Origin of the sequence: Vibrio crassostreae (assembly GCF_041439375.1) — a bacterium.
Classification (GTDB): Bacteria; Pseudomonadota; Gammaproteobacteria; order Enterobacterales; family Vibrionaceae; genus Vibrio; species Vibrio crassostreae_D.
Genome location: NZ_JBGONY010000008.1, coordinates 97,753 through 123,731, shown reverse-complemented (window position 1 = coordinate 123,731; position 25,979 = coordinate 97,753). Strand labels below are relative to the sequence as shown.

19 protein-coding genes are annotated in these 25,979 nt (G+C 44.8%); 11 read left to right on the top strand and 8 right to left on the bottom strand.

The genetic code is table 11. The features are described from left to right. Positions 1–1,316: 1,316 nt before the first annotated feature. Positions 1,317–1,595, bottom strand: a complete 279-nt coding sequence (rplY, locus tag ACED45_RS05925) for a 50S ribosomal protein L25 (protein WP_048658383.1) — start codon at positions 1,593–1,595, stop codon at positions 1,317–1,319. 368 nt (positions 1,596–1,963) lie between these two features. Here rplY and ACED45_RS05920 point away from each other — a divergent pair, with 368 nt between their 5' ends. After that, complete coding sequence (locus tag ACED45_RS05920; RefSeq protein WP_019821309.1) at positions 1,964–2,692, top strand: glycosyltransferase family 2 protein; 729 nt, start codon at positions 1,964–1,966, stop codon at positions 2,690–2,692. A 14-nt stretch (positions 2,693–2,706) separates the two neighbouring features. Next, positions 2,707–4,014 carry an LssY C-terminal domain-containing protein gene (locus ACED45_RS05915; protein WP_371713497.1) on the top strand — a complete coding sequence of 436 codons (1,308 nt, stop codon included), beginning with the start codon at positions 2,707–2,709 and terminating at the stop codon, positions 4,012–4,014. A gap of 77 nt (positions 4,015–4,091) precedes the next feature. Here the strand turns inward: ACED45_RS05915 and ACED45_RS05910 are convergent, their stop codons facing one another. The 4 genes from ACED45_RS05910 to ACED45_RS05895 form a co-directional block, all read right to left on the bottom strand. Beyond that, positions 4,092–5,438, bottom strand: a complete 1,347-nt coding sequence (locus tag ACED45_RS05910) for an ATP-binding protein (protein ID WP_371713496.1) — start codon at positions 5,436–5,438, stop codon at positions 4,092–4,094. A 127-nt stretch (positions 5,439–5,565) separates the two neighbouring features. Beyond that, positions 5,566–6,225: a response regulator transcription factor gene (locus tag ACED45_RS05905; protein ID WP_017060377.1), complete on the bottom strand. Its 660-nt coding sequence runs from the start codon at positions 6,223–6,225 to the stop codon at positions 5,566–5,568. A gap of 88 nt (positions 6,226–6,313) precedes the next feature. Further along, positions 6,314–6,712 carry a PepSY domain-containing protein gene (locus tag ACED45_RS05900; RefSeq protein WP_017108242.1) on the bottom strand — a complete coding sequence of 133 codons (399 nt, stop codon included), beginning with the start codon at positions 6,710–6,712 and terminating at the stop codon, positions 6,314–6,316. A gap of 161 nt (positions 6,713–6,873) precedes the next feature. Next, complete coding sequence (locus ACED45_RS05895; protein WP_146491929.1) at positions 6,874–8,616, bottom strand: DEAD/DEAH box helicase; 1,743 nt, start codon at positions 8,614–8,616, stop codon at positions 6,874–6,876. A 97-nt stretch (positions 8,617–8,713) separates the two neighbouring features. Between ACED45_RS05895 and rsuA the strand changes: the two genes are divergently transcribed. The 3 genes from rsuA (at position 8,714) to ACED45_RS05880 (ending at position 11,478) form a co-directional block, all read left to right on the top strand. Next, on the top strand, positions 8,714–9,409 hold the full coding sequence (gene rsuA / locus ACED45_RS05890) for a 16S rRNA pseudouridine(516) synthase RsuA (RefSeq protein ID WP_017060380.1): 696 nt from the start codon (positions 8,714–8,716) through the stop codon (positions 9,407–9,409). A gap of 192 nt (positions 9,410–9,601) precedes the next feature. Next, the gene (locus ACED45_RS05885) at positions 9,602–10,819 is read left to right on the top strand and encodes a Bcr/CflA family multidrug efflux MFS transporter (protein ID WP_146491930.1); all 1,218 of its coding nucleotides are present in this window, start codon (positions 9,602–9,604) and stop codon (positions 10,817–10,819) included. After that, the gene (locus tag ACED45_RS05880) at positions 10,819–11,478 is read left to right on the top strand and encodes a DUF2913 family protein (protein ID WP_010441495.1); all 660 of its coding nucleotides are present in this window, start codon (positions 10,819–10,821) and stop codon (positions 11,476–11,478) included. Before ACED45_RS05885 ends, ACED45_RS05880 begins: the two co-directional genes overlap by 1 nt. Positions 11,479–11,735: 257 nt before the next feature. Here the strand turns inward: ACED45_RS05880 and ACED45_RS05875 are convergent, their stop codons facing one another. After that, positions 11,736–13,196 (bottom strand): DUF2867 domain-containing protein, encoded by a 1,461-nt coding sequence (locus tag ACED45_RS05875; RefSeq protein WP_371713495.1) that lies wholly within the window; start codon positions 13,194–13,196, stop codon positions 11,736–11,738. Between the two features lie 96 nt (positions 13,197–13,292). Here ACED45_RS05875 and ACED45_RS05870 point away from each other — a divergent pair, with 96 nt between their 5' ends. The 5 genes from ACED45_RS05870 (at position 13,293) to nhaA (ending at position 20,471) form a co-directional block, all read left to right on the top strand. Next, positions 13,293–14,666: an MATE family efflux transporter gene (locus ACED45_RS05870; protein ID WP_371713494.1), complete on the top strand. Its 1,374-nt coding sequence runs from the start codon at positions 13,293–13,295 to the stop codon at positions 14,664–14,666. 122 nt (positions 14,667–14,788) lie between these two features. Then, positions 14,789–15,460: an ABC transporter ATP-binding protein gene (locus ACED45_RS05865; protein ID WP_017060385.1), complete on the top strand. Its 672-nt coding sequence runs from the start codon at positions 14,789–14,791 to the stop codon at positions 15,458–15,460. Further along, positions 15,441–17,894 carry an ABC transporter permease gene (locus ACED45_RS05860; protein ID WP_371713493.1) on the top strand — a complete coding sequence of 818 codons (2,454 nt, stop codon included), beginning with the start codon at positions 15,441–15,443 and terminating at the stop codon, positions 17,892–17,894. The genes ACED45_RS05865 and ACED45_RS05860 overlap by 20 nt, the downstream gene beginning before the upstream one ends. Continuing rightward, on the top strand, positions 17,884–19,032 hold the full coding sequence (locus ACED45_RS05855; protein ID WP_048658393.1) for a lipocalin-like domain-containing protein: 1,149 nt from the start codon (positions 17,884–17,886) through the stop codon (positions 19,030–19,032). Before ACED45_RS05860 ends, ACED45_RS05855 begins: the two co-directional genes overlap by 11 nt. 275 nt (positions 19,033–19,307) lie before the next feature. Beyond that, on the top strand, positions 19,308–20,471 hold the full coding sequence (nhaA, locus tag ACED45_RS05850) for a Na+/H+ antiporter NhaA (RefSeq protein ID WP_048664785.1): 1,164 nt from the start codon (positions 19,308–19,310) through the stop codon (positions 20,469–20,471). A 191-nt stretch (positions 20,472–20,662) separates the two neighbouring features. On the opposite strand, the gene ACED45_RS05845 is transcribed toward nhaA, so the two are convergent. After that, positions 20,663–21,274 (bottom strand): OmpA family protein, encoded by a 612-nt coding sequence (locus ACED45_RS05845; protein WP_108083310.1) that lies wholly within the window; start codon positions 21,272–21,274, stop codon positions 20,663–20,665. Further along, positions 21,274–22,581 (bottom strand): TolC family outer membrane protein, encoded by a 1,308-nt coding sequence (locus ACED45_RS05840; protein WP_048664786.1) that lies wholly within the window; start codon positions 22,579–22,581, stop codon positions 21,274–21,276. Before ACED45_RS05840 ends, ACED45_RS05845 begins: the two co-directional genes overlap by 1 nt. A 301-nt stretch (positions 22,582–22,882) precedes the next feature. Between ACED45_RS05840 and ACED45_RS05835 the strand changes: the two genes are divergently transcribed. Continuing rightward, positions 22,883–25,978 carry a VCBS domain-containing protein gene (locus ACED45_RS05835; RefSeq protein ID WP_371713492.1) on the top strand — a complete coding sequence of 1,032 codons (3,096 nt, stop codon included), beginning with the start codon at positions 22,883–22,885 and terminating at the stop codon, positions 25,976–25,978. Position 25,979 lies beyond the last annotated feature (1 nt).

Here is a 25,979-nt window from a genome sequence, read left to right as displayed (position 1 = left end):
CTCATTAGTGATTGTACTCACTTAACTCAGTGTCCAAAACTGCTGGTGCGGATCAGTTTGGTTGATCCGGAACAATTTGAACGCCTTTCAGAGGAACTCAAAAAAGACATTACGAGTATTCTAGAAAGAAGAGCCTAAGGAAGTTTGGCTAATCAGGCCGCTTCTTTTTCATAGCTGCAACTATCTCAAAATTACTCCTTTTTATTCGCGAATTCGGATATCCGCTACAGTTCTGCCTCGGCAACCTCATCTATACGAGTTTTATTATACGAGTTGTATTGAAAATTTTAGAGTTACTCGTTTTTTTCCCCTTCAAAACGCCGTTGATTTTTAAGAATTAGCACTAGAATCTGGATTGAGATTTCTTCCCAAAAAGTGTCAACATTACTTTGTCAATAAAATCTCTAACTAGCCCTTTAAATCCGTGCGCTCTAGGTGAACTGAAAGTGTCACCTAGAGTGCATGAGGGTGGGGGGCGGGAGTTTATGCTTGTGATGCGACCAGAGCCCCACCATCTCAAATTCTTGGACCCAAATACTTGAATATTTTTGGTTTGCATAGACGTTCTAGTGATTATTCGGATTCCGAATCCATGATTTTTGGCCAGCGAAGCCGAGTATTATGTTTTAAAAAGTGGGTGTGCGGATCTGTGAATGCCTATAGGCCTTTTAAGTTCTTAATACTGGATGAGTAGGCTTACTTGCTAATGGCTAGTTCAGGCGTGTTATGTCGTTAATGAGAGTTGAAAGATTAGGCTGGAAGATGGTGTTAAGAATGAACGAAAGGCTAGAAGTGTTTTCTTGATCGCCCCTTAGTGTTGTTTGATTAGCCTGGAGTGTATTACGTGGTGGTAAAGCCCAATCCAATATACATGAATGTAAGTAGGCGGCTCTCTGCGCTAGCTAGTTATGCGAAAGGAGTAGTTCTTATTCTTGATTGCTCTATTCGTTTAGAAGTGCGTACAAAGCCATATAAGTAATTCTAGACGCTAGTCGGTTTTGTTTTTTGTTTGATTCGTGTGTTGAACCTAGCGAAAAAGCGGTCTAGTCTTACTGTTAGAAAAACTACTGTATAAGTCCACCTTTCGTCCACCCTTAATCCACCCAAGCAAGATTGGGATAAAGTGGGGGAGGGGAAAGTTGATTATTTTCAGTGTATTGCGCGAGATTTACGACGTTTTTGATGGCTCAAAAACGGTGAAACCCCGATGTTGGTAGCATCGGGGTTTCGAATTTCTAGATTTCTCGACTGGTAAGATCGATTATCTTTTCTATGCAGAAGGCTGGATTAATCCAATCTTATTCCTTGGTAGGGAATTAGATACGGATGAAGTCCATGTGCTCAACTTTTGGCTTGAACGCGTGACGTTGAACGTCTTGTGGCTTAACCTTAACTTCTGCGCCGTCAATCAGTAGAGTGATTGCTTCGTAGAATTCAGGCTTATCCATTTGGTTGATCACTTCAGCGTGAACAAGTTCGATAGCTACAGCTTCAGCTTCGCCACCGTAGATTACAGCTGGGAATTTACCAGCGTGACGTAGGCGGCGGCTCGCACCTTTACCTAGTTCAGTACGTACTACTGCTTCAAATTTCATAGTTTTACTCTCAAATTAGTAAAAATTAACTTCACACCTCAATGCGACCTTGAGTGTGTGGTAATGCTTAGACACAAACGAGTTCATGCTTAAGCGAGCGCGGATACTAACATCACATTCCAATATGAGCAAGTAAGAAGCCCATCTCAAAGTGAATTTCCTTAGATAATGGGTTCATTTGGAGATAAAACGTTCGCTAACGCTTGTTTCGCGTATTTTAACCCCTTTTACAGCACCACTCTCATCTATTGATATCCTGCTAAATCATCAAGTTAATGAACGGAAAATGAATGTTCGCCTAAGACTTGGTTAAGGCTTGGTTCGTTAATCTTATTGTTAATTAAACAGCTGAATGAATAGGTGAAAATATGGAACCGGTAAGCATTGTCGTAATTACGCTAAACGAAGAGAAACGCATTAGCCGCTTGATGGAAGAGTTGAGCGCGCAAACCCACCAAGAGTTTGAAGTGATTGTTGTCGACTCGAACAGTGAAGATAACACAAGAGAAGTGGCACAAGCTTATGAAAACGCGTTGCCAAAGTTAACTGTCCATCACATGGAAAATCGTGGTGTGAGCCTTGGTCGAAACACAGGTGCTTCATTGGCGAAATATAACAGAATTCTTTTCTTAGATGCCGATGTGAGCTTGCCTCGAAACTTCCTTGCGAAAGCGCTTTATGAACTAGAAGAGAACAAGCTTGAAGTGGCCGGAGTGTACATGAGTTCGAAAGGTCTGCCGCTTGTGCACAAGTTTGGTTACGGGCTATTTAACGCAGGCTTGTTTACTACCCAGTTCTTTTTCCCAACGGCGATTGGCGCGTGTATTTTCTCGACGAAACGAGCGCATGATGAGATTGGCGGTTTCGATGAAGAGATCGTACTGTGTGAAGACTGTGACTACGTAAAACGTGCGAGCAAAACATGGCGATTTAGATTCCTGAATATGACTTTTGGGTTTGACCCACGTCGTTTAGACCAAGATGGCGTTGTGAAGACAGGCTCTACTTATCTTAAAGCCAATGTAAGACGCTTCTTTAAAGGCGAAATGCGTAACAACGAGATGAACTACAAGTTTGGTCACTACAAAGAACAGTAAGCATTGAGGTTGTTATGTTTGATGGACTAGGGCTTTTTCTGGGAGCATTGGGTGATGCTCTCATTGGCCCAAACCTATTTGTACCGGGAGAGCCCTTTTTTATCGCAGCGGGCTTTCAGCTGTATTCAGGTGCATGGATGGCGTTGGTTTTGGTGATGCTAGGTGGTTTGCTTGGTGACCAACTCAGTTATTTCATTGGTTATAAATACGGTGCTAAGGCGCAACGAAGGCTCATTAAGTTTCGTCCTAAAACCAAAAGATTAATTGCGCGCTGCCGCTATCTGGTTGTTCGCAAAGGCACGTACATCATTCTTTTTGCTCGTTTGTTAGGGCCTATTGCTTGGGTTGTGCCATTTATAGCTGGCTCGCATCGTGTACCGTGGCGCAACTTCAGTGCATTAGCCGTTATCGGCTTGGCCCTTGGTGGCGGGCAGTTTGTTGCTTGGGGTATGTTACTGGCACACGGCGTTGAAAACTTTCCGTGGCTTAATAGCCTTAAGATATTTATCTCTGAGCATAATAGTTTGATCGTCGGGGTATTCGCGGTATTGGTTTTCACCATTATTGGTTATCGAATGAAGTGGCGACGTTTGGTACTTAAGTCGAGTGCGCTGTTATTGGCATGGGTATTGTTTGCAAACTACGCTCACTTTTTTTGGAAAGCGGATGACTTTCAGAATCAACCAGAGACGGCTCAAATAAACAAAGTCGACTGGAATTCGGTTACCTATAAAGCATTCCCAGGCAAATCGTCATTCTATTCAGCGCAAGCGATCAACGTCATTTATGTTGGCGCAACCCCAAGAGACTTAATGAAGCAATTAGGCTGGATAGAGAATCAAACATTCTCTCGAAATGAGATTGAATGGGCTGGTTATCTCGCATTGCTTAGAGACAAAATGCCACCTGTGTCTGATTTATATTGGCGAGATAAGCCACAAGATATGGCGTTTCAATTGCCGGGTAACCTGATGAAGCGCAGCCATATTCGCTGGTGGCGTGCAGGTGTTGATATTAAAACTAACCAGCCTCAGTGGTTAGGCGCAATTAGCTATGACGATGGCCTTAAAGTCACGCCTTACTCAGGCATTGTGACCGTACTTCATAACATTGACCCTAATGTTGATGAAGAGCGAGATAGGCTCGCTAATCAGATACGAATGTCACTACCTGACATCGAGCTAGACAAGTACCCATTGGCAACGGTGGAAGTGATTAATGAAGATCATGACTATTATACAGATGGTAGGATTTTAATGATTGGATCAACGACCCTGAGTGATGATTCCCAAGCTTTGGATGTTGCTGTGAACGATATATAGGGTCGTATATAAGGTCGATTGAACTAAGCCCTAGCATTGCGCTAGGGCTTATTGCGTTTAACTTTTACTGAACGTGGTTAGCCTTTGCTTAGTTTTAACACCAGAGAAGCTTTTAAGCCGCCCATTGAGCTTTTGCTGAGCGTTAGGCTGCCTCGGTAGCTGTGTGCCATTTCATTCACGATGTTAAGCCCCAAGCCTGTTCCTGGTGTGGTTTCATCAAGTCGAACACCACGTTTGGTCACTTGCTGAAGCTTCTCTTCAGGAATGCCTTGGCCATCATCTTCAATCACCAATTCAATGTTGCCATCGTCGAGTTCATTTGCATGGACACGAATTATATTGTTCGCCCACTTGTAACTGTTCTCTAGTAAGTTGCCGACCATTTCATCAAGGTCGGTTTTTTCGACCGCCACTTCAATCTCTGAGTCTAGCTCGTTAATCATGGTAATTTCGTTGGCAGCGTACACCTTATCAAACGCCATTGAGATAGCTTCAACACGCTCACAAGGTGAAGACTTCACCGAAAGAATGTTCATTGCACCCGCCATGCGCGCACGGCCAAGATGATAGTCTATTTGGCTTTGAATCTGATGAATAGGCTGTTGTAGCAGTGCCTTGTCATCCTCAGGAAGTCGTTCTATCTCATTTTTCAGAACCGACAGCGGCGTTTTTAATGCGTGAGATAGGTTTCCAGCGTGGTTACGAGCTCGTTCCAGTAATTCTTGGTAATGAAAAAGAAGAGCATTGAGGTCTGATACTAATGGCGAAACTTCTTTCGGGTAGTTATCGCTTAGCCCTTGCTGCTCGCCGTTTCTTAGCATCACCAGTTCGCGCTGCATTTTACTGAGCGGTAGCAGCGACCAACTGACTTGTATGCCGATCAACATAAGCACGCCAACAAACAACAGCATTAGGATTAACCAGACTTGGCCAGTAAGCTCGGTCAGTGTGGATTCTAGCGGATCTTCATCAATACCAATAGTAATCGTGACAGGGTCGCTCAGTTCAGGCAGGTAGATATCCTGCTCGATGTAAATCAGCTTTTCTTTCTCAGGCCCTTTGACTGATGTGTGAATCGGCGAACGCTTAATGGTGAGGTCTTTATCCCATAGCGAGCGAGATCGAATGATCTGTTCTTGGGTAGCGGCACGCCAATAAATACCACTGTAGGGCTGGTTGAACCTAGGATCAGACAGACGCTCTGCCATGATCAAATTGCCATTGTCATTGGTTTCGATATTGGCGGTTAACTCATCCATGGTTAAGCCAAGCTGCTGCTTCATATCATCGACGAGGTAGTCGTTAACCAGTTTTGGAATCCCTACTCCTGCCGCTAATATCATCGCACCTAGCCAAAAAGCCGCAGCGAGGAGCAAGCGGCTTTTTAGACTGATGTTTTTAAGTGTTCGTTTCTTTAGATTCATGCATTTCTAGCCTGCCTTTGCTCATCGTGACTTATCAGTATTGCGACGATCAGAACAGGCTGTCCATTTAATTGGCTATTACACTGAGTTTTGTTGACGGTTGCTTATAGTGTAATTAGATAGGGCGCTATTCAGCATTCAGTTGGTAGCCAAGGCCACGAACAGTTTTAATGATCTTTGGTGCGATTTTTTTGCGAATACGACCAATGAACACCTCAACTGTGTTTGAGTCACGGTCGAAGTCTTGTTTATAGATGTGTTCAACCAGTTCTGTACGCGAGATAACCTTGTTTTGGTTATGCATGAAGTACGCGACAACTTTATATTCTAGTGCGGTTAGGCTAACCGCTTGGCCTTGCCATAACACTTTAGAACTGCGTGTATCTAGGCTTAAATCACCAATTTGAAGTATCGGTGCCGCACTGCCTGACGCTCGGCGTAGTTGAGCACGAATGCGGGCGATAAGTTCAACCATTTCGAATGGCTTAGTTAGGTAATCATCTGCACCTGCATTCAAGCCCTCAACACGCTGAGTTAGGGTGTCACGAGCACTTAAGATAATTACTGGTGTGTTAATGTTTTCGTCTCGAATGCCTTTTAATACGGTAAGGCCATCAAGCTTAGGTAAACCTAAATCGAGAACAATCGCGTCCCACTCTTCTGATGTTGCACGGTAGAGTGCATCAATACCATCTTGAGAGAGCTCTGGAACCCAGTCGGCTCCCTCAAGTGTTTCAATAATTTGTTGGCCCAAACGAGGCTCGTCTTCAACGACTAAAATTTTCATAATTGTTCTTCTTAATTCTTGTAATGACTGTTCGTTGTGCTTAATTGCTCGTCGTGATTAATGGTGTCTTTAAAGTTGCGGCTCTTACTTATTCACCGTGTTTAATTGCGTCTTTAAAGTTTCGGCCTTTAATCATGAGCATTTCTAACGTCTCAGCGTTGTATTCGACTTTGATGATGTTGTTTTGGTAATTGATTTTTAGTTCATACACCCAAATGTCGTCATCTTCTTCTAGCTCTACTTTAATAATTCGACCATGAAGATCGTTTTCCACCGCTGCATACATTTCTGAGAAAGGGCGGATATAACCTTCTCGAACCGCTTCATAGACTTCGTCTTGATCTTCTTCAAATTCGATACGAGTTCCTGCTTTGTGAACGTCTTGTACTAGGTCGTGACCATTATGATGTGAGTCAGCCCATGCGCCAGCAGAAACAAATAAGCCTAAGCTTATAGAAAACAAAGAAATCATAGCTTTACTAAACATAGCGAATCCTAGAGAAGGTTGATAGCGTTCAGTATAAAAAAGTAATTCTGAACAGAAAGTGAACCTGATTAATAATGAGAATTTGAACCTAAAAACTTCAAACTTATTGGTTAAAGACTTGATAACTGCAGACTAACCATTGAGTGTTAAGAACATAATATCTAGCGTTGTTGAAGCTCGTCTTCGAATATCTTGTCTCTCATTTTCCAAAAGCGTCCGACTTTACGTGCGATGACGAATTGAGGTGGCCGGAATCTGTGTTGGTGAGCAACCACTTTCGTTGGTGACGCTTCTTCAAAAGGGCGGTGTCTGTCTGCAAGGTGAGGGCGAACAAACTGGTCTTTGAAGTTCTGCTTCTGCTTTTTGGTGGTTAATGACCAAAACTCATGCACTTGCGCTTGGTTTTCACCGCGATAGGTGACTTTAAGTTGTGATTTACCTTTATCATCTTTAAGCACGTTGAGGTCCATTTCTAAGCACTCGAATACCAAAGCATCTTTTAGGTTCAGTGCCTCTTTAAGTTTTTTGTCTGGGTCGACTAAGGTTGCATCGCACTCATGACAAATACGCGCGGCAATGTCGTTATCGGCCCCACATTCACCACAATATTTCGCTCGGAAGCGATAATTACAGTGTTCGCGTTCGCCAGTGTCTTCATCGGTAAAGTAGCCTTGGCATTTACGACCAAAGTGTTCAAGCAAGAAGCCGTTGCTGTCCAATTTCCCCCAAAAATTGTTATTGAAACCGCAAGCCGGGCAGGGGATGGTGATGATTTCACTGTCTGAATCGGGTTTTGGGTCGCCCACTTCAGGTTGGTATAGATCGTAACTGTTGCCCGCATAGTCGAGCACTAAACACTCTTTTTTACCTGGAGACAAACGTAAGCCACGACCAACGATTTGCTGGTACAAGCTGATGGATTCAGTTGGGCGTAGAATCGCTATTAAATCGACATGCGGCGCGTCAAAGCCTGTGGTTAATACCGATACGTTGACTAAGAATTTGATCTTACGTTCTTTGAAATCGTTGATGATTTGATCGCGCTCTAGCGTAGGCGTGTCACCAATTACAATTGATGATTCGCCTTCTGGCAATAAGCCAAGGATCTCTTGTGCGTGTCGAACCGTCGCAGCAAATACCATGATGCCGAGTTTGTCTTTGGCCAGTTCAATGATTTGGTCGACAATTTGTGGAGTAGCGCGTTTAGATTGCTCGATCACCATGTCGAGTTCGGCTTCTTTATAGCGACCAGTGCTCGCTGGCTTTAACTGTGAAAAGTCATAGCTTAAAACTGGCGCATCGATCATACGTGCAGGGGTTAAGAAGCCTTCGTCGAGCAGGTAGCGAATTGGAAGTTCGAAAATACAGTCTCTGAAAAAGCGAGGTTCTTCAGATCGAACTTGTCCACGTGTGTGGTATTGGTAAAGCCACCCCATACCAAGACGATAAGGGGTAGCGGTTAATCCAAGCACCTTGATGCCCGGGTTATTCTCACGCAAGTGAGTGATTACTTTTTGATAGCTACTGGTCTTTTCATCGGGGACACGGTGACACTCATCGATCACCAATAGTGAAAATTGGTTAGAGAATGAGTCGAGGTTTCGAACGACGGATTGCACCGAAGCAAACACGACTTGTTGGTCGGTCTCTTTACGTCCTAAACCCGCAGAGAAGATCGAACCCTTCAGCCCGTAGCCTTCATACTTTTCATGGTTCTGCTCAACCAGCTCTTTTACGTGAGCAAGTACCAGTACACGACCTTTCGCAAGCCTTGCCAGTTCTGCAATTACAAGGCTTTTTCCAGCACCTGTCGGAAGCACAAGAACAGCCGGAGTTTGGTGTTTTCTGAAGTAATGAATCACTGATTTTACGGAATCAGCTTGGTACGGGCGGAGTGTATACATATCGCGTCTTGTAAGGTGGAAAACAAATAGTGTGAAATAGCTCAACTAATTGAGCAAAGGTGACTATAATACCCGACTTAGATTAGTTGAGGTATTCATGCGTTTAGATAAATTTCTGTGCGATGCATTAGGCGTCACTCGAAGAGAAGCAACACACTTATTAAAATCCAAGGCAGTGACAGTTAATGATGTCATTCAAAAAAGCGGTTCACTCAAGGTAACTGAAGAGTGTGTTGTCGAATGGCAAGGCAATGAACTGAATGTGCATGGCCCTCGTTACATCATGCTTTATAAGCCAGAAGGCTTTGTTTGTTCGCATGAAGATGGCGCAAATCGTATCGCGTTTGAATTACTCGATGAAATCAAAATGGATAAGCTGCATTTCGCTGGTCGTCTAGATATTGATACAACGGGTCTTGTGTTGATTACTGATGATGGTAAGTGGTCTCACCGTATCACATCACCAAAGCATAAGTGCGAGAAGACGTACCGTGTGTGGTTGGTTGAACCGGTTGAAGACGATTACGTTGAAAAATTCAAAGAAGGCATTCAGCTTAAGAGCGAAGATGGCCTAACACTTCCAGCACACCTAGAAGTTCGTGCAGAGCGCGAAGTGTTACTAACGATTCATGAAGGCAAATACCACCAAGTTAAACGTATGTTTGCTGCACTTGGTAATAAGGTAGAAGCGCTGCACCGTGAACGTATTGGCGAAATTGAAATGGACGAATCTTTAGAGCTAGGTGAATACCGCTACCTAACGCAAGAAGAAGTCGACTCTATCTGGAAGTAATCCTTTCTATCGTGGATGTAGCCGACCAAGGATAGCGTCGGCTGATTATTTTGACTGGTACTAGGACAGTTTCAGCCATTATTACTATATGTTCATGTATGTGTGCGCATATTCGTGTATCACTGTGCGTATTCGTATATTGCTGCGTGCATGCTCGTGCACAAATAAAACCTAGTACTTAGCCGGAGAGTTATGCAAACATCGCCCCCACAGAGCCCAAGCTCCCAACCAGAACCCCCTCAATTAGGCTTAGTGCTGTTTTTGATTCTAGGTGCGATTGGTGCACTGACTCCGCTCGCCATTGATATGTATCTGCCTGCGATGCCTACCATTGCCAAAGATCTTGGTGTGACGGCGGGTGAGGTACAAATTACGCTAACAGCGTATACCGCGGGTTTCGCACTGGGGCAGTTGCTGCATGGTCCGTTGGCAGATAGCTACGGTCGTAAACCTGTATTGCTCATTGGTGTGTTCTTGTTTGCTATCGCGTCTATGGTGAGTGCGACAACACACGGCATTGAAGCGCTGACTTACATCCGTACTGCTCAAGGTTTTGCTGGTGCTGCCGCAGCGGTTATTATCCAAGCGGTGGTAAGAGACATGTTCGATCGTGAAGATTTCGCGAGAACCATGTCTTTCGTTACCTTAGTGATGACGGTTGCGCCATTGGTCGCTCCGATGATTGGCGGCTACTTAGCGTTGTGGTTCGGTTGGCGCTCTATTTTCTGGGTGCTGGCTATCTTCTCTGTGATCGTAATTCTAGCGGTATCGATGAAGATCCCTGAAACGCTCCCCGCAGAAAAGCGACAGCCACTGCGCTTTAAAACAACGATTCGTAATTACGCGCGTTTGTGTAAGAACCCAACGGCGATGGGTTTGATTTTCTCTGGTGCATTCTCTTTTTCAGGCATGTTTGCGTTCTTAACGGCTGGCTCATTCGTTTACATTGATATCTATGGTGTTCGCCCTGATCTGTTTGGCTACCTGTTCGGTCTGAACATTGTTGCGATGATCTTGATGACGAGCATCAATGGTCGAATCGTTAAGAAAGTGGGCTCTCATGCCATGCTTAGAGTGGGCTTAACCATTCAACTATTTGCAGGCTTAGGCCTACTCGTCGGTTGGATGCTGGATATCGGTTTGTGGGGTATTGTGCCGTTTGTGATGCTGTTTATCGGCACACTGTCTACTATTGGTAGTAACTCAATGGCACTGCTTTTAAGCGGATACCCGAATATGGCCGGCACAGCGTCTTCGCTTGCGGGCACATTAAGATTTGGTACTGGTTCTGTGGTAGGGGCAATTGTTGCAATGCTACCAAGTGACACTGCAGGGCCAATGGCTATGGTGATGGCAGTTTGTGCAATACTGTCAGCATTACTATATTGGACATTAGGAAAGAAGGCATAATGTCAAAATACTATATTGAAATTCAGAAGTTAGTGAACGATGCGTTAGGCGAACTGTATGCTCTACATAAGTCAGGTAAAGCGATCGATGCGCCTATCGCGAACAACCTTTACCTTGTTCGCTGGGTAACAAAAGCGATTAAGTCTCAAGCGTATGATCGTGTGATTGTGCCAGACTTGGTTCGCTGGCAGAAACAGGGGCGCTCAAAAGGCAACAACTCTGATTTAACTTTTACCTTTAAACGTATTTCTGCGTTTTACGGACGTTTTTTCCCTGAAGGCGAAGAGCCTAAAGCACTAAAAGACAGTGATGTTGAAGCGTTCATGGACAAAATGTACGAGATGGGGTGGAGCGTATCGAGTGAAGACGAGCTAACGACTGGCGGCAAGATCCAATTCTTCACCGATGGTGAGCACTCTTTTGCCTTGTGTGGCAAACAGTGCGACGACTCTTTTGACGGTGAGTTGATGGTTAAGCCTATGAACTGGTTTGTTCGTGGTAACCACGCTGAGTTCATCCAAGCGGCGATGGAAGCGGGGTTCATGCTTCACAAAGTAACGGACTATAAGTCTGCAGTGAAGTATCACGGTGAATACATCGTTTACCCTGCTAATCAAGGCAACCAATTGGCTGAGATCCCAATTAGCGTTATTGGCTAGTAGCGGATTCGGGATACGAGATGAGAGATACGAAGAGCGGAATTATCCGCTCTTTTTTTGCCTCTCATAGCGCGTGTCGCTAATTTGCTGTTAAGTCTTTTCGTATCCCGTTACCCGAATCTCGTATCCGTTTTAATCTATTCGCATCTCGACACTCGAATCCCGCATCTGCTTTTAGTCTTTTCGCATCCCGTTACACGAATCTCGCATCCGTTTTAATCTATTCGCGTCTCGACACTCGAATCCCGTATCTGCTTTTAGTCTTTTCGCATCTCGACACTCGAATCTCGCATCTGCTCTTTTGCTTGCTTCTCAATCGCCTTCACCATGCCTTTAAAGATAAATAGGTGAGCTGGCATCATTGCGAACCAATACAGTAATCCAAGAAAGCCTTTAGGGTGCCACCACGCTGAAATGTTCAGCTCGCGAGAGTCTCCGTGGTCAGAGACGGTAATTTCGAGTCGTCCTAAACCGGGGCCTTTCATACCGAAAAGCAGAGATAAAAACTGATTCTCTTCACAGCGAATGACCTTCCATGAATCGATTTTGTCACCGACTTTTAGGTTGGGGCCTTCTGGCATTTGACGAACAGGCACCCCGCCACCGAAAAGAACATCCAACCATTCGCGTGTGCGCCATAAAGTGTTAGCGAAGAAGTAACCTTGCTTCGGGCTTCCGATTTGCTGAGCAACATGCCAAAGCGATTCTAGTGGTGCACTTGAGGTGATACTTGCGCCTGTTTTCTTCGGGTAATAGCCATACCCAGCTTGCCAGCGTTTGAAGGCGGTTTTGTCAAAACCCCACACATTACTCTTTACGAAGTTGCCTTCAGAATGAATAGCTTGCTCAACCATATTCTCGAACGAGATAAGCTTCTGAGGGTACTTTTCTCTAATGGTGGTCGAACTGGCGATAAAATCGTGTTTTAAGCCTGCGAGAAGCGCTCTGCCTATGTTAGAGGGTACAGAGGTTACCACGCCCAGCCAATATGAAGCGATTGACGGCGTTAGTAGCGATGTCGCCCAAAGCCTGAGTGGACGATCGGCTGTTTTGGCTATGTGAGCAAATTGATTTCGATAAGAGACAATATCCGGCCCGCCAACCTCGAAGGTTTGGCTTTCGCTAGGCGTTTCTTGTGCAAGTTTCAGCAGGTAGTGGTTTAGGTTCTGCAATGCGATAGGGTTTGCTTTAGAATCGACCCACTTTGGCGCAATCATAATCGGCAAGTTGTACACAAAGTCTCGCATGATCTCGAATGCCGCAGAGCCTGGGCCTATGATCACGCCTGCTTGAAGTTCGGTTATCGGTACCGGCCCTTTACGAAGTAGTTCACCGGTTTTCTTTCTCGCTTGAAGGTGCTCTGAGTCACCAGTTTGAGGCTGCAACGAGCTTAGATAGATAACGTGCTGGTTTTTAGGGCCAAGTGCAGAGACAAAGTTGCGAGCTAGGTTTAACTCGTAATCAATAAAGTCGTGGCCTTCTGCCATTCCATGGACAAGGAAGAAGATAAGATCAAAATCGGGGACTAAGGCTTGTGTCGCAGCTTGATCGGCCAAATCAAGATACTCAAGTGATAAGTTTTCGTGAGGCTCGGTCCGTGCCTTTAAATAGTCGATATGCCTTGCTGCTGCCGTGACTTGATAGCCTTGCTCAAGCAGGAGAGGGAGGAGTTGTGAGCCTACGTATCCAGAAGCGCCTAAAACCAGTACTTTCTTCATTACTACTCCATTTATATCTGTGGTTAAAAACCGAACATTGATATAATAGCGCGATATTTATCTTTATTCATCAATACGTTCCGTTTAGGTATCTCTATGTTGCTCTCTTCAATTATTCATCACACACGCGGTGATTTTGTTCGCAGGCTGATTGCCATAGCTTTGCCAATCACCTTGCAGAGCATCATGTTTTCGAGTCGAGGCTTAGTGGATGTGTTGATGCTAGGTCAGCTTGGAGAAGCAGACATTGCGGCTGTGGGTGTGGCGAGTCGTGCGATGTTCGTGACGACCATTATGCTGGTGGGTGTCACCACCGGCGGCGCTCTTCTTACTGCTCAATATTGGGGAGCAGGCAATAGACAAGGCGTGAGAGAAAGCACTGCACTAACCTGGCTGGTTTCGACGTTGTTTGCGCTGTTGACCATCGTGTTCTTTGTCTCTTTCCCGGCACAAATCATGGGCGTGACGACTGACTCTCAAGAAGTCATCAGCTTGGGCGTTGAATACATCGTTATCACCTCATTTAGCATGTTAGCCGTATCGTGTGTCAGCAGTATGGCCGTTGGCCTAAGAGCGATGCACAAACCTGGATTGAGTACCTTCTTCAGTGGTATTGGTATCCTGTCTAACGTGTTCTTAAACTGGGTGCTGATTTTCGGGAACTTAGGATTTCCGGCTCTTGGCATCAAAGGTGCGGCGATTGCGACCGTACTGAGTGGCGCAATTGAAGTGGCGACCTTGTTTGGCTATCTCTATTTATCTAAACATTTATTAGCCTTCAAACTTTGTGATATCAAAGCTGCGGCAACTGTGGAGAAAGTCGTTCGCTTCTTGAAGTTGTCTTTGCCGACCACGTTTAACTTCTTGGCTTGGGCGGGTGGCTTATTCGCTTATCATGCCATTATGGGGCAATCAGGCGTTCAAGGTTTAGCTGCGCTTTCGGTGATGACGCCAGTTGAGTCTATCTCGTTGAGTTTATTGATTGGCATGTCGAATGCTGCCGCGGTTTTGGTGGGCAACCAACTCGGTGCGAAGAACAATGAAGCGGTTTACTACCAAGCTCTCGGCTTAACGATTTTGTGCTTCTTTACCAGTATTGTGGTGGCAATTTTCCTCTACTTTATACAAACGCCAATATTGAATGCCTTTAGTGCTTTGACAGAAGAAACCCGAGCGCTTTCAGAGAAGTTTATTTTGATTCTGAGTGTGGGTATTGTCATCCGCTCTATTCCAATGACAGTGATAGTTGGTGTACTCAGAGCGGGTGGTGACGTGAAGTTTTGTCTCTATCAAGACTTGATTGCTCAGTGGGTGATAGGTATTCCTTTGGCAGCCATCGCCGCTATTTACTTTAAGCTTCCACCTGAGTGGGTTTACCTACTGTTCCTTACTGAAGAAGTGATTAAGTGGGGCGGGTCGCTCTATCGCATGAAGACAAGAAAATGGATTAAAAACTTGATAGGAAGTTGAAGTAGGACGCACCAATCACATCACTTTATCGTTGGTGTGTGATCTATCTTTCAAAATACTTCCTCCTAACAGGGAATTAGTGTAGATTCTCCTTCCAAATTCTAACTAATGTGAGCTGTTTAATGTTAAAGCTGTCAGACCTATGTAAAGGCTACGTCGATGGGGGGGAGTTTCACCCTGTTTTGCAAGGTGCTGAATTAACATTAAACCAAGGTGACCAGCTAGCATTAATGGGAGAAAGTGGTTCAGGTAAAAGTACTTTACTGAACCTTATTGCGGGGTTAGACCTAGCTGATTCAGGTGAAATTGCTTTCCCTCACTTCAATATGCACGACTCTACCGAGCGTGACCGCACCGCTTATCGCAGAAACAACATCGGCCATATCTTTCAGCAGTTCAACTTACTGCCGACATTGAACATTGCCGATAACATTCGTTTTTGCCGCCAATTAAAAGGCTTACCCGAAGACAAGGGGCTCTGGCGACAGATCCTTTCTGCTTTAGATCTGATGCCTTTGCTTGGTCGTTATCCTGAAGAGGCGTCTGGTGGTCAGCAACAACGTGCGGCAATTGCTCGTGCGCTGTATATGGAACCAAAAATCTTACTGGCCGATGAGCCGACAGGTAGCTTAGATGAGCGCAACGCTGAAGCGGTAATGCGTTTGCTGACCTCTTTGGCTCGCCAATTAGAATGTACATTACTGTTGGTAACACACAGTGAGAAAGTAGCGCTGCATATGGATGGCAGGATCCGCCTACAAGGAGGGCAACTGCATGTTATGGCCCGTAGTTAAGGCACTACTCGGTCATTATCGACGTTACCCACTTCAGATTATCTTGGTATGGCTTGGTTTAACCCTAGGCGTATCACTTTTGGTTGGTGTTACTGCCATTAACCAACACGCCAAGCAAAGCTATGCACATGGCGAAAAACTCTTTTCGAATCCTCTTCCTTACCGTATTCGACCAAAACACAACGCTAATAAGATCCCACAAGGTTTTTATATCCAGCTTCGCCGTGAAGGCTTTCAACAGTGCTCTCCTTTTGACCACCATCGTATCACTGATGAAAACGGCGCGAACTTCATGCTTATCGGCATAGACCCTGTTTCTATGCTTCAGTTGCAGCCGGGTATTGCGTTAAAAGATCTCACCACTTTAAACCTCATGAAACCGCCATATCCAATCCTTGTAAGTGATGATCTCGCTGAACACATGGAGTGGAACAACGATGATTACATTCCTCTGATGGATGGCTCTGAGCTTGGCCCATTAATGGTTGATCAAAACAACATTATTGATGGTACAAGGCTGATTGCTGATATCTCGTTACTGAGAATGCTGAAACGCAGCGCTGGCCTCTCGGTGATTGCATGCTCAGACATGTCGCCTGAGAAGTTTGAGCGTCTTAAAAACATGCTACCCAATGGTTTGACAATCTCTCGCAGCTCTAAAGCGGAATTAGAGTCACTGACTAGCGCTTTTCACTTAAATCTTAAAGCGATGGGTATGCTGTCGTTTGTGGTTGGTTTATTCATTTTCTATCAAGCGATGTCGCTGTCGTTTATTCAGCGTCAACCGTTAGTCGGTATCTTAAGACAAACAGGTGTGTCGGGCTGGCAACTGGCTAAAGCACTTTGCTTAGAGCTACTGCTATTGGTCGGACTGAGCTGGATCTGCGGTAATATTTTTGGTGTCATGTTAGCCAATCAATTGTTACCTGCGGTATCTTCAAGCTTAGGTGATTTATACGATGCCAACGTTGGTTTAACGATTGACTGGAATTGGCGCTGGAGCGGCTACAGCTTATTGATGGCGTTACTTGGTGCGTTCTTAGCCTGCGCTTGGCCATTGGTACGTTTGCTTAGATCACAACCGATTCGTTTGACCTCTCGATTGTCTTTGATGCGTTTTGCGGGTACTGAGTTTACTTGGCAAGCTTTGATTGGCTGTGGCTTCTTGGTTGCAGCTGTCGCTGTGTATCAAGCCCCTCAGACTCAAGAAACGGGTTTTGCGATTATCGCACTGATGCTAATTAGTGTGGCTTTGTTTACACCGTTCTTGATGTGGAAGTTATTTAACAGCTTATCTTATTCATTGCGTTGGGTTCGTGCTCGTTGGTTCTTTGCTGATGCCGCTTCAAGTATGAGCTACCGTGGCGTGGCGACGATGGCCTTTATGTTGGCCTTAACAGCCAATATTGGTGTAGAAACCATGGTGGGTAGCTTTAGAGATACTACTGATAAATGGTTAACACAGCGCCTGGCTGCCGATCTTTATATCTACCCAACCAACAATGCAGCTGCTCGTATGAGTAACTGGCTGTCAGATCAACCTGAAGTAGATTCGGTTTGGTGGCGTTGGGAGAAAGATGTTGCTTCTCCAGTCGGCAGTATTCAGGTTGTCAGTACGGGTCCTTCTGAAGGCGAACTAGAAGCGCTGACAATCAAATTAGGTATTCCGAATTACTGGTACCACTTACACCACTCTAAAGGTGTGTTGATCAGCGAATCGATGTCTCTCAAGTTGGGGATTCGCCCTGGTGACTACATTGACCTCTATGATAGCCTCGGCTCTGGTTGGCAGGTTGTTGGAGTTTATTACGATTATGGTAACCCTTACCATCAAGTCATGATGTCACATCGAAACTGGCTGTATGGGTTTGCAGGGCGGGGTAATGTAGGCCTTGGCGTAATACTCAAAGATGATGTTAATTCGGTAGGCCTTCGCAGCCGATTAGAAAGCGTATTCAGGCTTGGCTCTGAGCGTGTATTCGATAACAACAATATTCACAGTCAAGCGATGCGTGTGTTCGATAGAACGTTCGCGATTGCAGATACATTAGGCAACATCACCTTGGTTATTGCAGTCTTCGGTATCTTCTTTGCTACCGTAGCGGGTGAAGTTTCTCGACAAAGACATATATCCTTGCAGCGCTGTTTGGGTGTCTCGGCGAAAGAGTTGATTCTGACAGGCAGCTTACAGCTGTTTGTATTTGGGCTTATTTCCTCCTTGATTGCGATTCCGCTTGGCTTGGCGCTAGCGAGCTTAATTGTTGATATCGTGATAAAGCAGTCTTTTGGGTGGTCACTCGAGTTACAAGTGATTCCTTGGGATTATTTGCAGACATTTGCGTGGGCCATGGCAGCATTGATGCTCGCTGGTGCTTTACCAGTGATGAGAATGATTCGGAACACTCCGATGAAGTCACTGAGGGATGCGCTTTAGTATGTTTTTACGGAATAGCTCAACTAAGTTAAGACATCGAATCCTGTCTTCTCTTCTATTAATCAGTTTCTTCAGTATCTTTTTAAGTGTTTGGGGCTATTACTCCTATTTCATCGATCCTGGTGAAAAGGGCGAGAATGAAGTTAACTCGGTATTGGTTAGTGAACATTTCAATGTGTTTGAGCCAGTGTTACCAGACCGCAATGTTTCGCTACCACAAGATTTTAAGTTCCACCCAGAGTTTCAACATGAGTGGTGGCATTATTTTGCGTCTTTAAAAGGCGATGATGGCAAAGACTATTCGGTACAGTGGAGCTTTTTCCGTATTGCAACGGACGAACGTGAAACTCCTGGGTGGCAAAGCCCTCAAGTCTATATCTCAAATGTAGTGGTCTCTTCTAAGTCCAAAGTATGGAAAGAACAGCGCATGGCTCGTGGCGGCATTGGCCAAGCGGGGATGACTAACCGTCCATTCAGACTTTGGATTGATAACTGGAACTGGCGTGCACTCGGCAACACACCATTTCCAGGCCGTCTTCAAGTGCAAACTGACACTTTTGGACTTGAGCTCGACACTATTGCAAAAGGGCCATATGTACTCAACGGCGATAATGGCTATCAGAAAAAACACGACTTATTACCTGTCGCGTCTTATAACTTCAGCGCTCCATTTTTATCTTTGAGTGGTGTGTTGAACTTAGATGGCGTTACCAAGGAAGTGGAGGGAACTGCGTGGGTACATAAAGAGTGGGGTAGTGGCTTACTTGGAGTGGGTCAACAAGGTTGGGATTGGTTTGTGTTTAATCTCGATGACGGCACTGCGTTGAGTATTAACCGTTATCGTCATAACCAACAGTTGCCTTACGTATTTGGTACATTAGCAACGCGCTCTGGCAAAGTTTACCAATTGACGGAATCCGACATTTCAATTCAACCTTTGCAAAATACAACGTTGATGAATGGAAGGCGGATGCCTCTGCAGTGGATCATTAATGTCCCTAAGCATGATATCAACCTCACGACGCGTATTATACGCAGGGATATGTGGCTTCCTTTTGTCATACCATATTGGGAAGGGCCGATTAAGGCGAGCGGGAGTCATGAAGCGACAGGCTTTATGCAATTAACCGGCTACTAAAAAATACCTAAGGCTATCATTTGATAGCCTTTTTTTATGTCTGAGACTTTTATCCAACCCCAATGAATTGTGCATACAGGTTCGATGATCTCATCTATACTTAATTCATGGCGCAGAACAACATTATGGAATATACGACGTATTGTTTAGTATTTGTAGGAAAAACCGAAGTTAAACATCCGAAGAAGTGATTATCTATCAATTAGACTTGGATATAAACTCGTGGTTATTCTTTGTTATTCGTTTATTTAAATAATAAATATAAGGGCGAAATCATGACCGACGTCATCCGTGACTTCTTTAAAATGGAATCTGCTGGCGGCATCATCCTAGTAATCGCTGCGGCGATCGCAATGTTTGTAGCAAACTCACCACTGAACGAAATGTACCAAGGTGTACTTCACAGTTACGTTCTTGGTATGTCTGTGTCTCACTGGATTAACGATGGCTTAATGGCTGTCTTCTTCCTTCTAATCGGCTTAGAAGTTAAGCGCGAACTTTTGGAAGGCGCATTAAAGTCTAAAGAGACAGCAATCTTCCCAGCTATCGCAGCTGTGGGTGGTATGTTAGCTCCTGCACTTATTTACGTGCTATTTAACTCAAGTAACCCTGAAGCGCTTCAAGGTTGGGCTATCCCGGCTGCAACAGATATCGCATTCGCACTGGGTATCATGGCTCTTCTTGGTAACCGTGTACCTGTAAGCTTGAAGGTATTCCTGCTGGCTCTAGCAATTATCGATGACCTAGGTGTTGTTGTTATCATTGCATTGTTCTACTCAGGTGACCTATCAACGCTTGCACTGACGGTTGGCTTCATCGCGACTGGTGTGTTGTTCATGCTAAATAACAAGCATGTAACTAAGCTGAGTGTATACTTAATTGTTGGTGCGATCCTGTGGTTCGCTGTATTGAAATCTGGTGTTCACGCAACACTAGCAGGTGTAGTAATTGGTTTTGCTATCCCATTAAAAGGTAATAAGGGAGAACATTCTCCGCTGAAACACCTAGAGCATGCTTTGCACCCATATGTAGCTTTTGCAATTTTGCCAATCTTCGCATTTGCAAACGCAGGTATCTCACTGGAAGGCATCTCAATTTCAAACCTTACAGGCATGCTACCGCTTGGCATTGCTATGGGTCTATTGGTTGGTAAGCCACTGGGTATCTTCCTATTCAGCTGGGGTGCTGTGAAAACGGGCGTAGCTAAGCTTCCTGAAGGTGTGAACTTCATGAACATCTTCGCAGTGTCTGTGCTGTGTGGTATTGGCTTTACGATGTCTATCTTCATCTCTTCATTGGCATTTGGTCCAACGAACGCAGATTTTGATACGCTAGCTCGATTAGGCATCCTGATGGGATCTACGACAGCAGCTATCTTAGGTTACTTCCTGCTAAGTATTTCTCTGCCGAAAACTAAGCACCAAGAAGTAAAACTTTAACCGGTAATTGGTTCGGTTAACGATCGAGCCGATTCCTGAGTAGCAAGAAGAGCCACTGAGTTATTCCCGAGACTCAGTGGTTACAAAGAACAAAAAGCCGTGATGGGCAACCCTATCACGGCTTTATTGATCTTGTCGCTAAGCAGTCTTTGTAAGGTACCCCATGTTACACCTTCAGTGACAATGTCACGCTATTTTTCCAGCGTGGTAAAAATGGTCCATTCTTCTACGATCTGCTCACTTAACCCTACTACTGTCGCTGTTACCTTACGGTTCAGTGCGTGTGAAGTAGGGTCATCACCATCGTTTTCTAATCGTTCTTCACCATAGCCGACAATTCTCACGCGCTCTGGTTCGATACCATTCGACAGTAACTCGTCTTGAACGTTGTTTGCTCGTTTTTTTGACAGGTCTAAGTTGTACTCGTTAGAACCCACTTTACTCGCATAGCCTTGTATTTCAATCGATGCACTTTTGTAGGTTGCAAGAAACTCTGCCATCGTGCTGATCTGGTCTGAGAAAATTGGGTTCACTTCAAATGAGTCATGAGCAAAGAGTATTTTTAGCTGTCTGACTTCTTCCGCACGAATCGTTTCTCCACAACCATCATTGTCGACTTGTGACGTTTCAGGCGTGCCAGGGCAGATATCGCGAGCGTTTACCACACCATCTTTATCATCGTCTTGCAGGTCTGCAATCTGCTCAGCTTCAGGTGTCTCGATATAGGCCTCTTCCTGCTGGCTCGAACAGGCAAATAAAGTCATCGTTAACACGGGAAGTAATAAGTAAGGTATTTTCATCATTAATACTCCACGGGCGTAGTCCACTCTTCTGGAATGTCGACCAGTAGAGCATTCAATAAAGAACCTGTAGCGTTCATCACACGGTACTTAGCGTACTGCTCTGAATAGTGTGCATCTAGGTAATCTTTACGGGCTTCAAATAGTTCGTTCTCAGTGTTGAGTAAGTCAAGCAGAGTACGTTTGCCTATTCGGTATTGTTTTTCATATGCGATAACAGTTTCCGAAGCTGAATCAACATGGTCGGATAGAAAGTTCTTTTGTTGTAATGTTAGATCCAATGCACTCCATGAGAGGCGAAGACCTTCTTCCACTTGTCGATAAGCGCGATCTCTCAGATCTTTTGCTTTGTTCAATTGGTATGCCGCAGCTTCTGAATTAGCACTGTCTGTTCCGCCGTTGTACAAGTTATATCGCATGCGTAGCATCGCGAGGGTCTCTTGACTTGAGCCTTCATCGCCACCTGCATCATCACGCCACGACTGAGAAGCCTCTATGGAGAAGGTAGGGTAGTTCACGCCCTTTGATTGTTTGTATTGGAAGTGGGCTGAATCGACATCTGCGTTTGCGACTTTGATTACAGGGTGCTGGTCTAATGCATCAACAATGGCGTCGGTTAATGACAAAGGAATTCTAGAAATATCGGCTCTTGGGTAGATTAAGCCTAGGGGTTCTTGACCAACTACTCGTCTAAACTGGGTGTGGGTATCGATCAAATTATTCTGTGCGGCCAACAAGTTACCATGAGCTTTTGCAATCCTAGCTTCTACCTGAGATACATCCGCTGTTGAACCTATGCCTGAATTCGCTCGTTTCTTTATATCTTTATAGATTTTCTTGTGTATTGAAAGGTTACTTTCTGACAGTGCCAGCACTTCAGTGGCTTTTACTGCGTCTAGATAAATTTGTGTTACCTCAAGCGCTTTGTCTTCGGCATCCGCGATCAATTGCAAACGTACCGACTCGGCTTCTGCGGCAGTACGATCAATGTCGTACAGTGTCGCGGAACCATCCCACAGCAATTGAGTGAGGGAAATCGTCGCTTCCTTTCTTGTTAGATCGGTATCGGGGCCGTTATTTGGTGCAGGGTTTATACCTTCGTATCCAATACCAGCATCAAGATCGATGCTGGGCTTGTATGCGCCTCCAGAGGCATCATTACGTTTTTTCACGCTCACATATTCATTAAAGATGCTTTTTATCTCTGGATTCGTTGCCAAAGTAATAGCTACAGACTGTTCCAGAGTTTGAGCGGTGAGCGGTGTTGCAGTAACTAAGCAGCACATGATGGATAATTTAAACAATTTCAAAGTAGCTCTCCTTCTACTTTCAATGTCTCATCCGTTTCCCAACCTACGTTTACCGCTGAATTGAGAGAAGGGTATTAAACGAAGCTTAGGACATTTGCAAAAAAATGCGAAGTTTGTTGGTTTTTTTTTGAATGTAAGTCGCTATTGCTATTGACTAATTTTCAAAGTGCTTTATCTGAATCACTTTGGTGAGTTGATTATCAATAGTGCCACTACTAAATTTATTGTAGGAAATAGCCACAGCGCAGAGTGGGATTGAATCCGCGTTTGGTGTGTTCTGGGTAGAAGTGGGAATATGGATATGGGAAACATCAACCTAAATATACTAGGCCTTGTTAGCGGGAGTGTAGTGCTCGACGCTCAAGGTCAAGTTAGACGTTTGTCTCCGGGCGAACAACCATCCGCTAGCGACGTAATTATCAGTTTTGATACTAGTGAAGAGAGTGTGCCAAGTGTTTCTGCACGTTTTGTAGATAACCAGGGCCAACAAAATGTGCTAGACACTGATGATGCGATCGCTCAAGTTCAGCGTGCTATTGAAGAAGGGTTTGATCCAACAGAACTAGGAGATGAGTTTGATACTGCTGCTGGTGAAGAAGGCTCGAGTTTGACCAACAGCGGTAGGATTGAACGTACTGGAGCTGAAACTCAAGCCGCCACGAATTTTGAAACTGAAGGGTTTGAGTCTCAAGGATTGTCAGAAACTCAAAGTATTGCTCTTTTTGATATCATCGCTTTTGCGCTTATTTCAGGTGACACTAACGCTATTGAGTTTGAGCAGGATGAACCAATTGAGACAGGCGGCGCCTTAATCAGCGATGATCCGGACGTTACCTTTATTGGCAAAGAGGTTGTTGGAGATAATGATCTCGGTACCTTTGTTGTAAACGAAGATGGTACTTGGACTTTCGTGGCCAACAGTCCTTATGATGAGCTTGCCGATGGCGAACAAATTCAAGACACGACAACAGTACAAACCTCCGATGGAGGCGAACAAGTCATCACTGTAACGATAATCGGTACTGATGATGCGGCTGTAGCCACTGATGACTCAGGCAGTGTGACCGAGGACATCGATGTAGATGACATCACCAATCAATTGGTGACGTCTGGTCAGATCGTGATTACAGATGTAGACAGCGACACTCCCACCTTTTCAGCTGATGGTGAGTTTAACCTCGTAGGTTCAACAAACGACTCACAGCTAGGCATATTGAGCATCGACCCCGACGGTGCGTGGACTTACGTAGTTAACAACGATGATGTTCAGTACTTGGATGACGATGAGTTCGTAACCGAGGTTTATACCGTGACAGCAAGTGACGGTACCACGAGCGAAGTGACCATTACTATTAACGGTGCAGATGATCCATCTGATATAACCGTTGGCGAAGGTGATTCAGACACAGGTGAAGTGACTGAGGATGTGGATGTTGACCTAGAGAGCAACAACTTAATAACTTCCGGGACACTGACCATCACCGATGTCGACGATAACGATGTCGCTGCTTTTCAACCCAATGGTACGTTTAATCCAGAAGGCTCAACCAATGAGACCGCATTGGGTATGTTGACCATAACCGATGATGGAGCATGGACGTATGTCGTAGACAACGATGATGTGCAATATCTTGATGACGATGAGTTCGTTACCGAGGTTTACACGGTTACTGCGATAGACGGAACCACCAGTGAAGTGACCATCACCATTAACGGTGCCGATGATCCGTCTGAGATCACCGTTGGTGAAGGTGACTCTGATATGGGTGAGGTGACGGAAGATGTCGATGTTGATCCTGATACTAACGAACTTTCAGCGTCAGGTACTTTAACGATTACTGATGTCGACACGAGTGACATGCCAGCCTTTAAACCTAATGGTGTGTTTACCCCGATTGGGTCTACTTATGCTCTTGCTCTGGGTATGTTAACGATTACTCCTGAGGGGGCATGGAGTTATGTCGTTGATAACGATGCGGTTCAATACTTGAACGATGATGACGTAGTTATAGAGCGATATGTCGTAACCGCTATCGATGGTGTTGAACATGTTATCGAGATAACAATCAATGGTGTCAATGATGCACCTGAAGCGACGAGCTTTACGGTCGTCAATGATGAGGACGCAGTCATACCAATCCTTTTCGATTCTGAAGATGGTGGTATGTCTGATTACATCTCAGATATAGAAGATGACCATGATGACATTCCACTTAATATTAGGATAGAAAGCTTGCCAACCAACGGCAGCCTTTTGTATACCGACGAAAATGGCGTCACGAGAGAAATCGTTCAGTCTGATGTTGATAACGGTGTGTTGTTTGTTCCGAACAATATCAGTTTTGTTGCTGGACCTGGAGAGATGTTTGAAATGGGCTTCAGTGGTGATCCTGAGGATATGCCAGATCTTGTTGATGGTTTCTATAATTGGGGGGAAGAAGTTTCACCAACAGAGAGACTTATTACGCTAGATAACGGTAATACGATTACAGTAACGATCGAAGATAACAATGATAAACCGTTGAAACAGTATCAAGGCGAACAATCTCATGTTGGTTTTGGTATTGGTGATACTGATGGTAGAGGTATGAACAGCCAGGAGACCTTGGTCCTCGACTTTACTAATAATCCATTAGAGGTTGTTGATTTTGGTTTAGATGGTTTGGGTGGTTCATTTAACACTGATAGTAATGTTTATGTTGAAGTGCTCTATACCTTTGCTGATGGCACGACTCAGACGGAGCAATATCAAAAAGATCCAGGGGATACGGGGAATAGCCAAATTCTGTATGATTTTAGTTATTCTTCACCAGACAATCCGATTGTTGGGATGGAGCTGTCATCGACAGGGGGCAGTTGGGAGTTACGCTATGTCCAAGGTAACGAGGCAGTAACCGAAGACCCGCAGTTTGATTACGTCGCAGTCGATTCTAATGGTGCAGAAAGCACGGTAGAGACGGTCACGATAGATATCGAAGATCCGCAGCAATATAACGTTGTTAGTGCGGCGAGTAATGAACCCTTGTATACACAGTCAGGTAACGATCTGCTGATTGGAGATAGCGGAGATAATATCTTCACTTGGCTAGACTCCGCGCTCGACAACGGTACTGATATTATTAAAGATTTCGAGCTTTATACTGCTGGTTCTGGGGACCTGATTGATCTCAATGATTTGGTCGAAGATCCTCAAGACGAGACTCAAATGGCAGAGTTACTTGATGCGATAGAGGTCTCTGTCGACGGAGAAGATATCGCGTTGTCCATTCCAATCAATGGAGGGGATGATGTTCAAACTATCGTTGTTGAGGGGATTGCGACTGAACTGGGTGGTTCGGTTGACCTAGGTAATGACCTAGCAGTGCTGGGAGAGCTGATAAAAAATGACGCAGCTTAAT

Excerpts from the sequence above, each read along its gene's own strand:
- rplY (WP_048658383.1), bottom strand. The coding sequence starts at position 1,595 with ATGAAATTTGAAGCAGTAGTACGTACTGAACTAGGTAAAGGTGCGAGC.
- ACED45_RS05920 (WP_019821309.1), top strand. The coding sequence starts at position 1,964 with ATGGAACCGGTAAGCATTGTCGTAATTACGCTAAACGAAGAGAAACGC.
- ACED45_RS05915 (WP_371713497.1), top strand. The coding sequence starts at position 2,707 with ATGTTTGATGGACTAGGGCTTTTTCTGGGAGCATTGGGTGATGCTCTC.
- ACED45_RS05910 (WP_371713496.1), bottom strand. The coding sequence starts at position 5,438 with ATGAATCTAAAGAAACGAACACTTAAAAACATCAGTCTAAAAAGCCGC.
- ACED45_RS05905 (WP_017060377.1), bottom strand. The coding sequence starts at position 6,225 with ATGAAAATTTTAGTCGTTGAAGACGAGCCTCGTTTGGGCCAACAAATT.
- ACED45_RS05900 (WP_017108242.1), bottom strand. The coding sequence starts at position 6,712 with ATGTTTAGTAAAGCTATGATTTCTTTGTTTTCTATAAGCTTAGGCTTA.
- ACED45_RS05895 (WP_146491929.1), bottom strand. The coding sequence starts at position 8,616 with ATGTATACACTCCGCCCGTACCAAGCTGATTCCGTAAAATCAGTGATT.
- rsuA (WP_017060380.1), top strand. The coding sequence starts at position 8,714 with ATGCGTTTAGATAAATTTCTGTGCGATGCATTAGGCGTCACTCGAAGA.
- ACED45_RS05885 (WP_146491930.1), top strand. The coding sequence starts at position 9,602 with ATGCAAACATCGCCCCCACAGAGCCCAAGCTCCCAACCAGAACCCCCT.
- ACED45_RS05880 (WP_010441495.1), top strand. The coding sequence starts at position 10,819 with ATGTCAAAATACTATATTGAAATTCAGAAGTTAGTGAACGATGCGTTA.
- ACED45_RS05875 (WP_371713495.1), bottom strand. The coding sequence starts at position 13,196 with ATGAAGAAAGTACTGGTTTTAGGCGCTTCTGGATACGTAGGCTCACAA.
- ACED45_RS05870 (WP_371713494.1), top strand. The coding sequence starts at position 13,293 with ATGTTGCTCTCTTCAATTATTCATCACACACGCGGTGATTTTGTTCGC.
- ACED45_RS05865 (WP_017060385.1), top strand. The coding sequence starts at position 14,789 with ATGTTAAAGCTGTCAGACCTATGTAAAGGCTACGTCGATGGGGGGGAG.
- ACED45_RS05860 (WP_371713493.1), top strand. The coding sequence starts at position 15,441 with ATGTTATGGCCCGTAGTTAAGGCACTACTCGGTCATTATCGACGTTAC.
- ACED45_RS05855 (WP_048658393.1), top strand. The coding sequence starts at position 17,884 with ATGCGCTTTAGTATGTTTTTACGGAATAGCTCAACTAAGTTAAGACAT.
- nhaA (WP_048664785.1), top strand. The coding sequence starts at position 19,308 with ATGACCGACGTCATCCGTGACTTCTTTAAAATGGAATCTGCTGGCGGC.
- ACED45_RS05845 (WP_108083310.1), bottom strand. The coding sequence starts at position 21,274 with ATGATGAAAATACCTTACTTATTACTTCCCGTGTTAACGATGACTTTA.
- ACED45_RS05835 (WP_371713492.1), top strand. The coding sequence starts at position 22,883 with ATGGGAAACATCAACCTAAATATACTAGGCCTTGTTAGCGGGAGTGTA.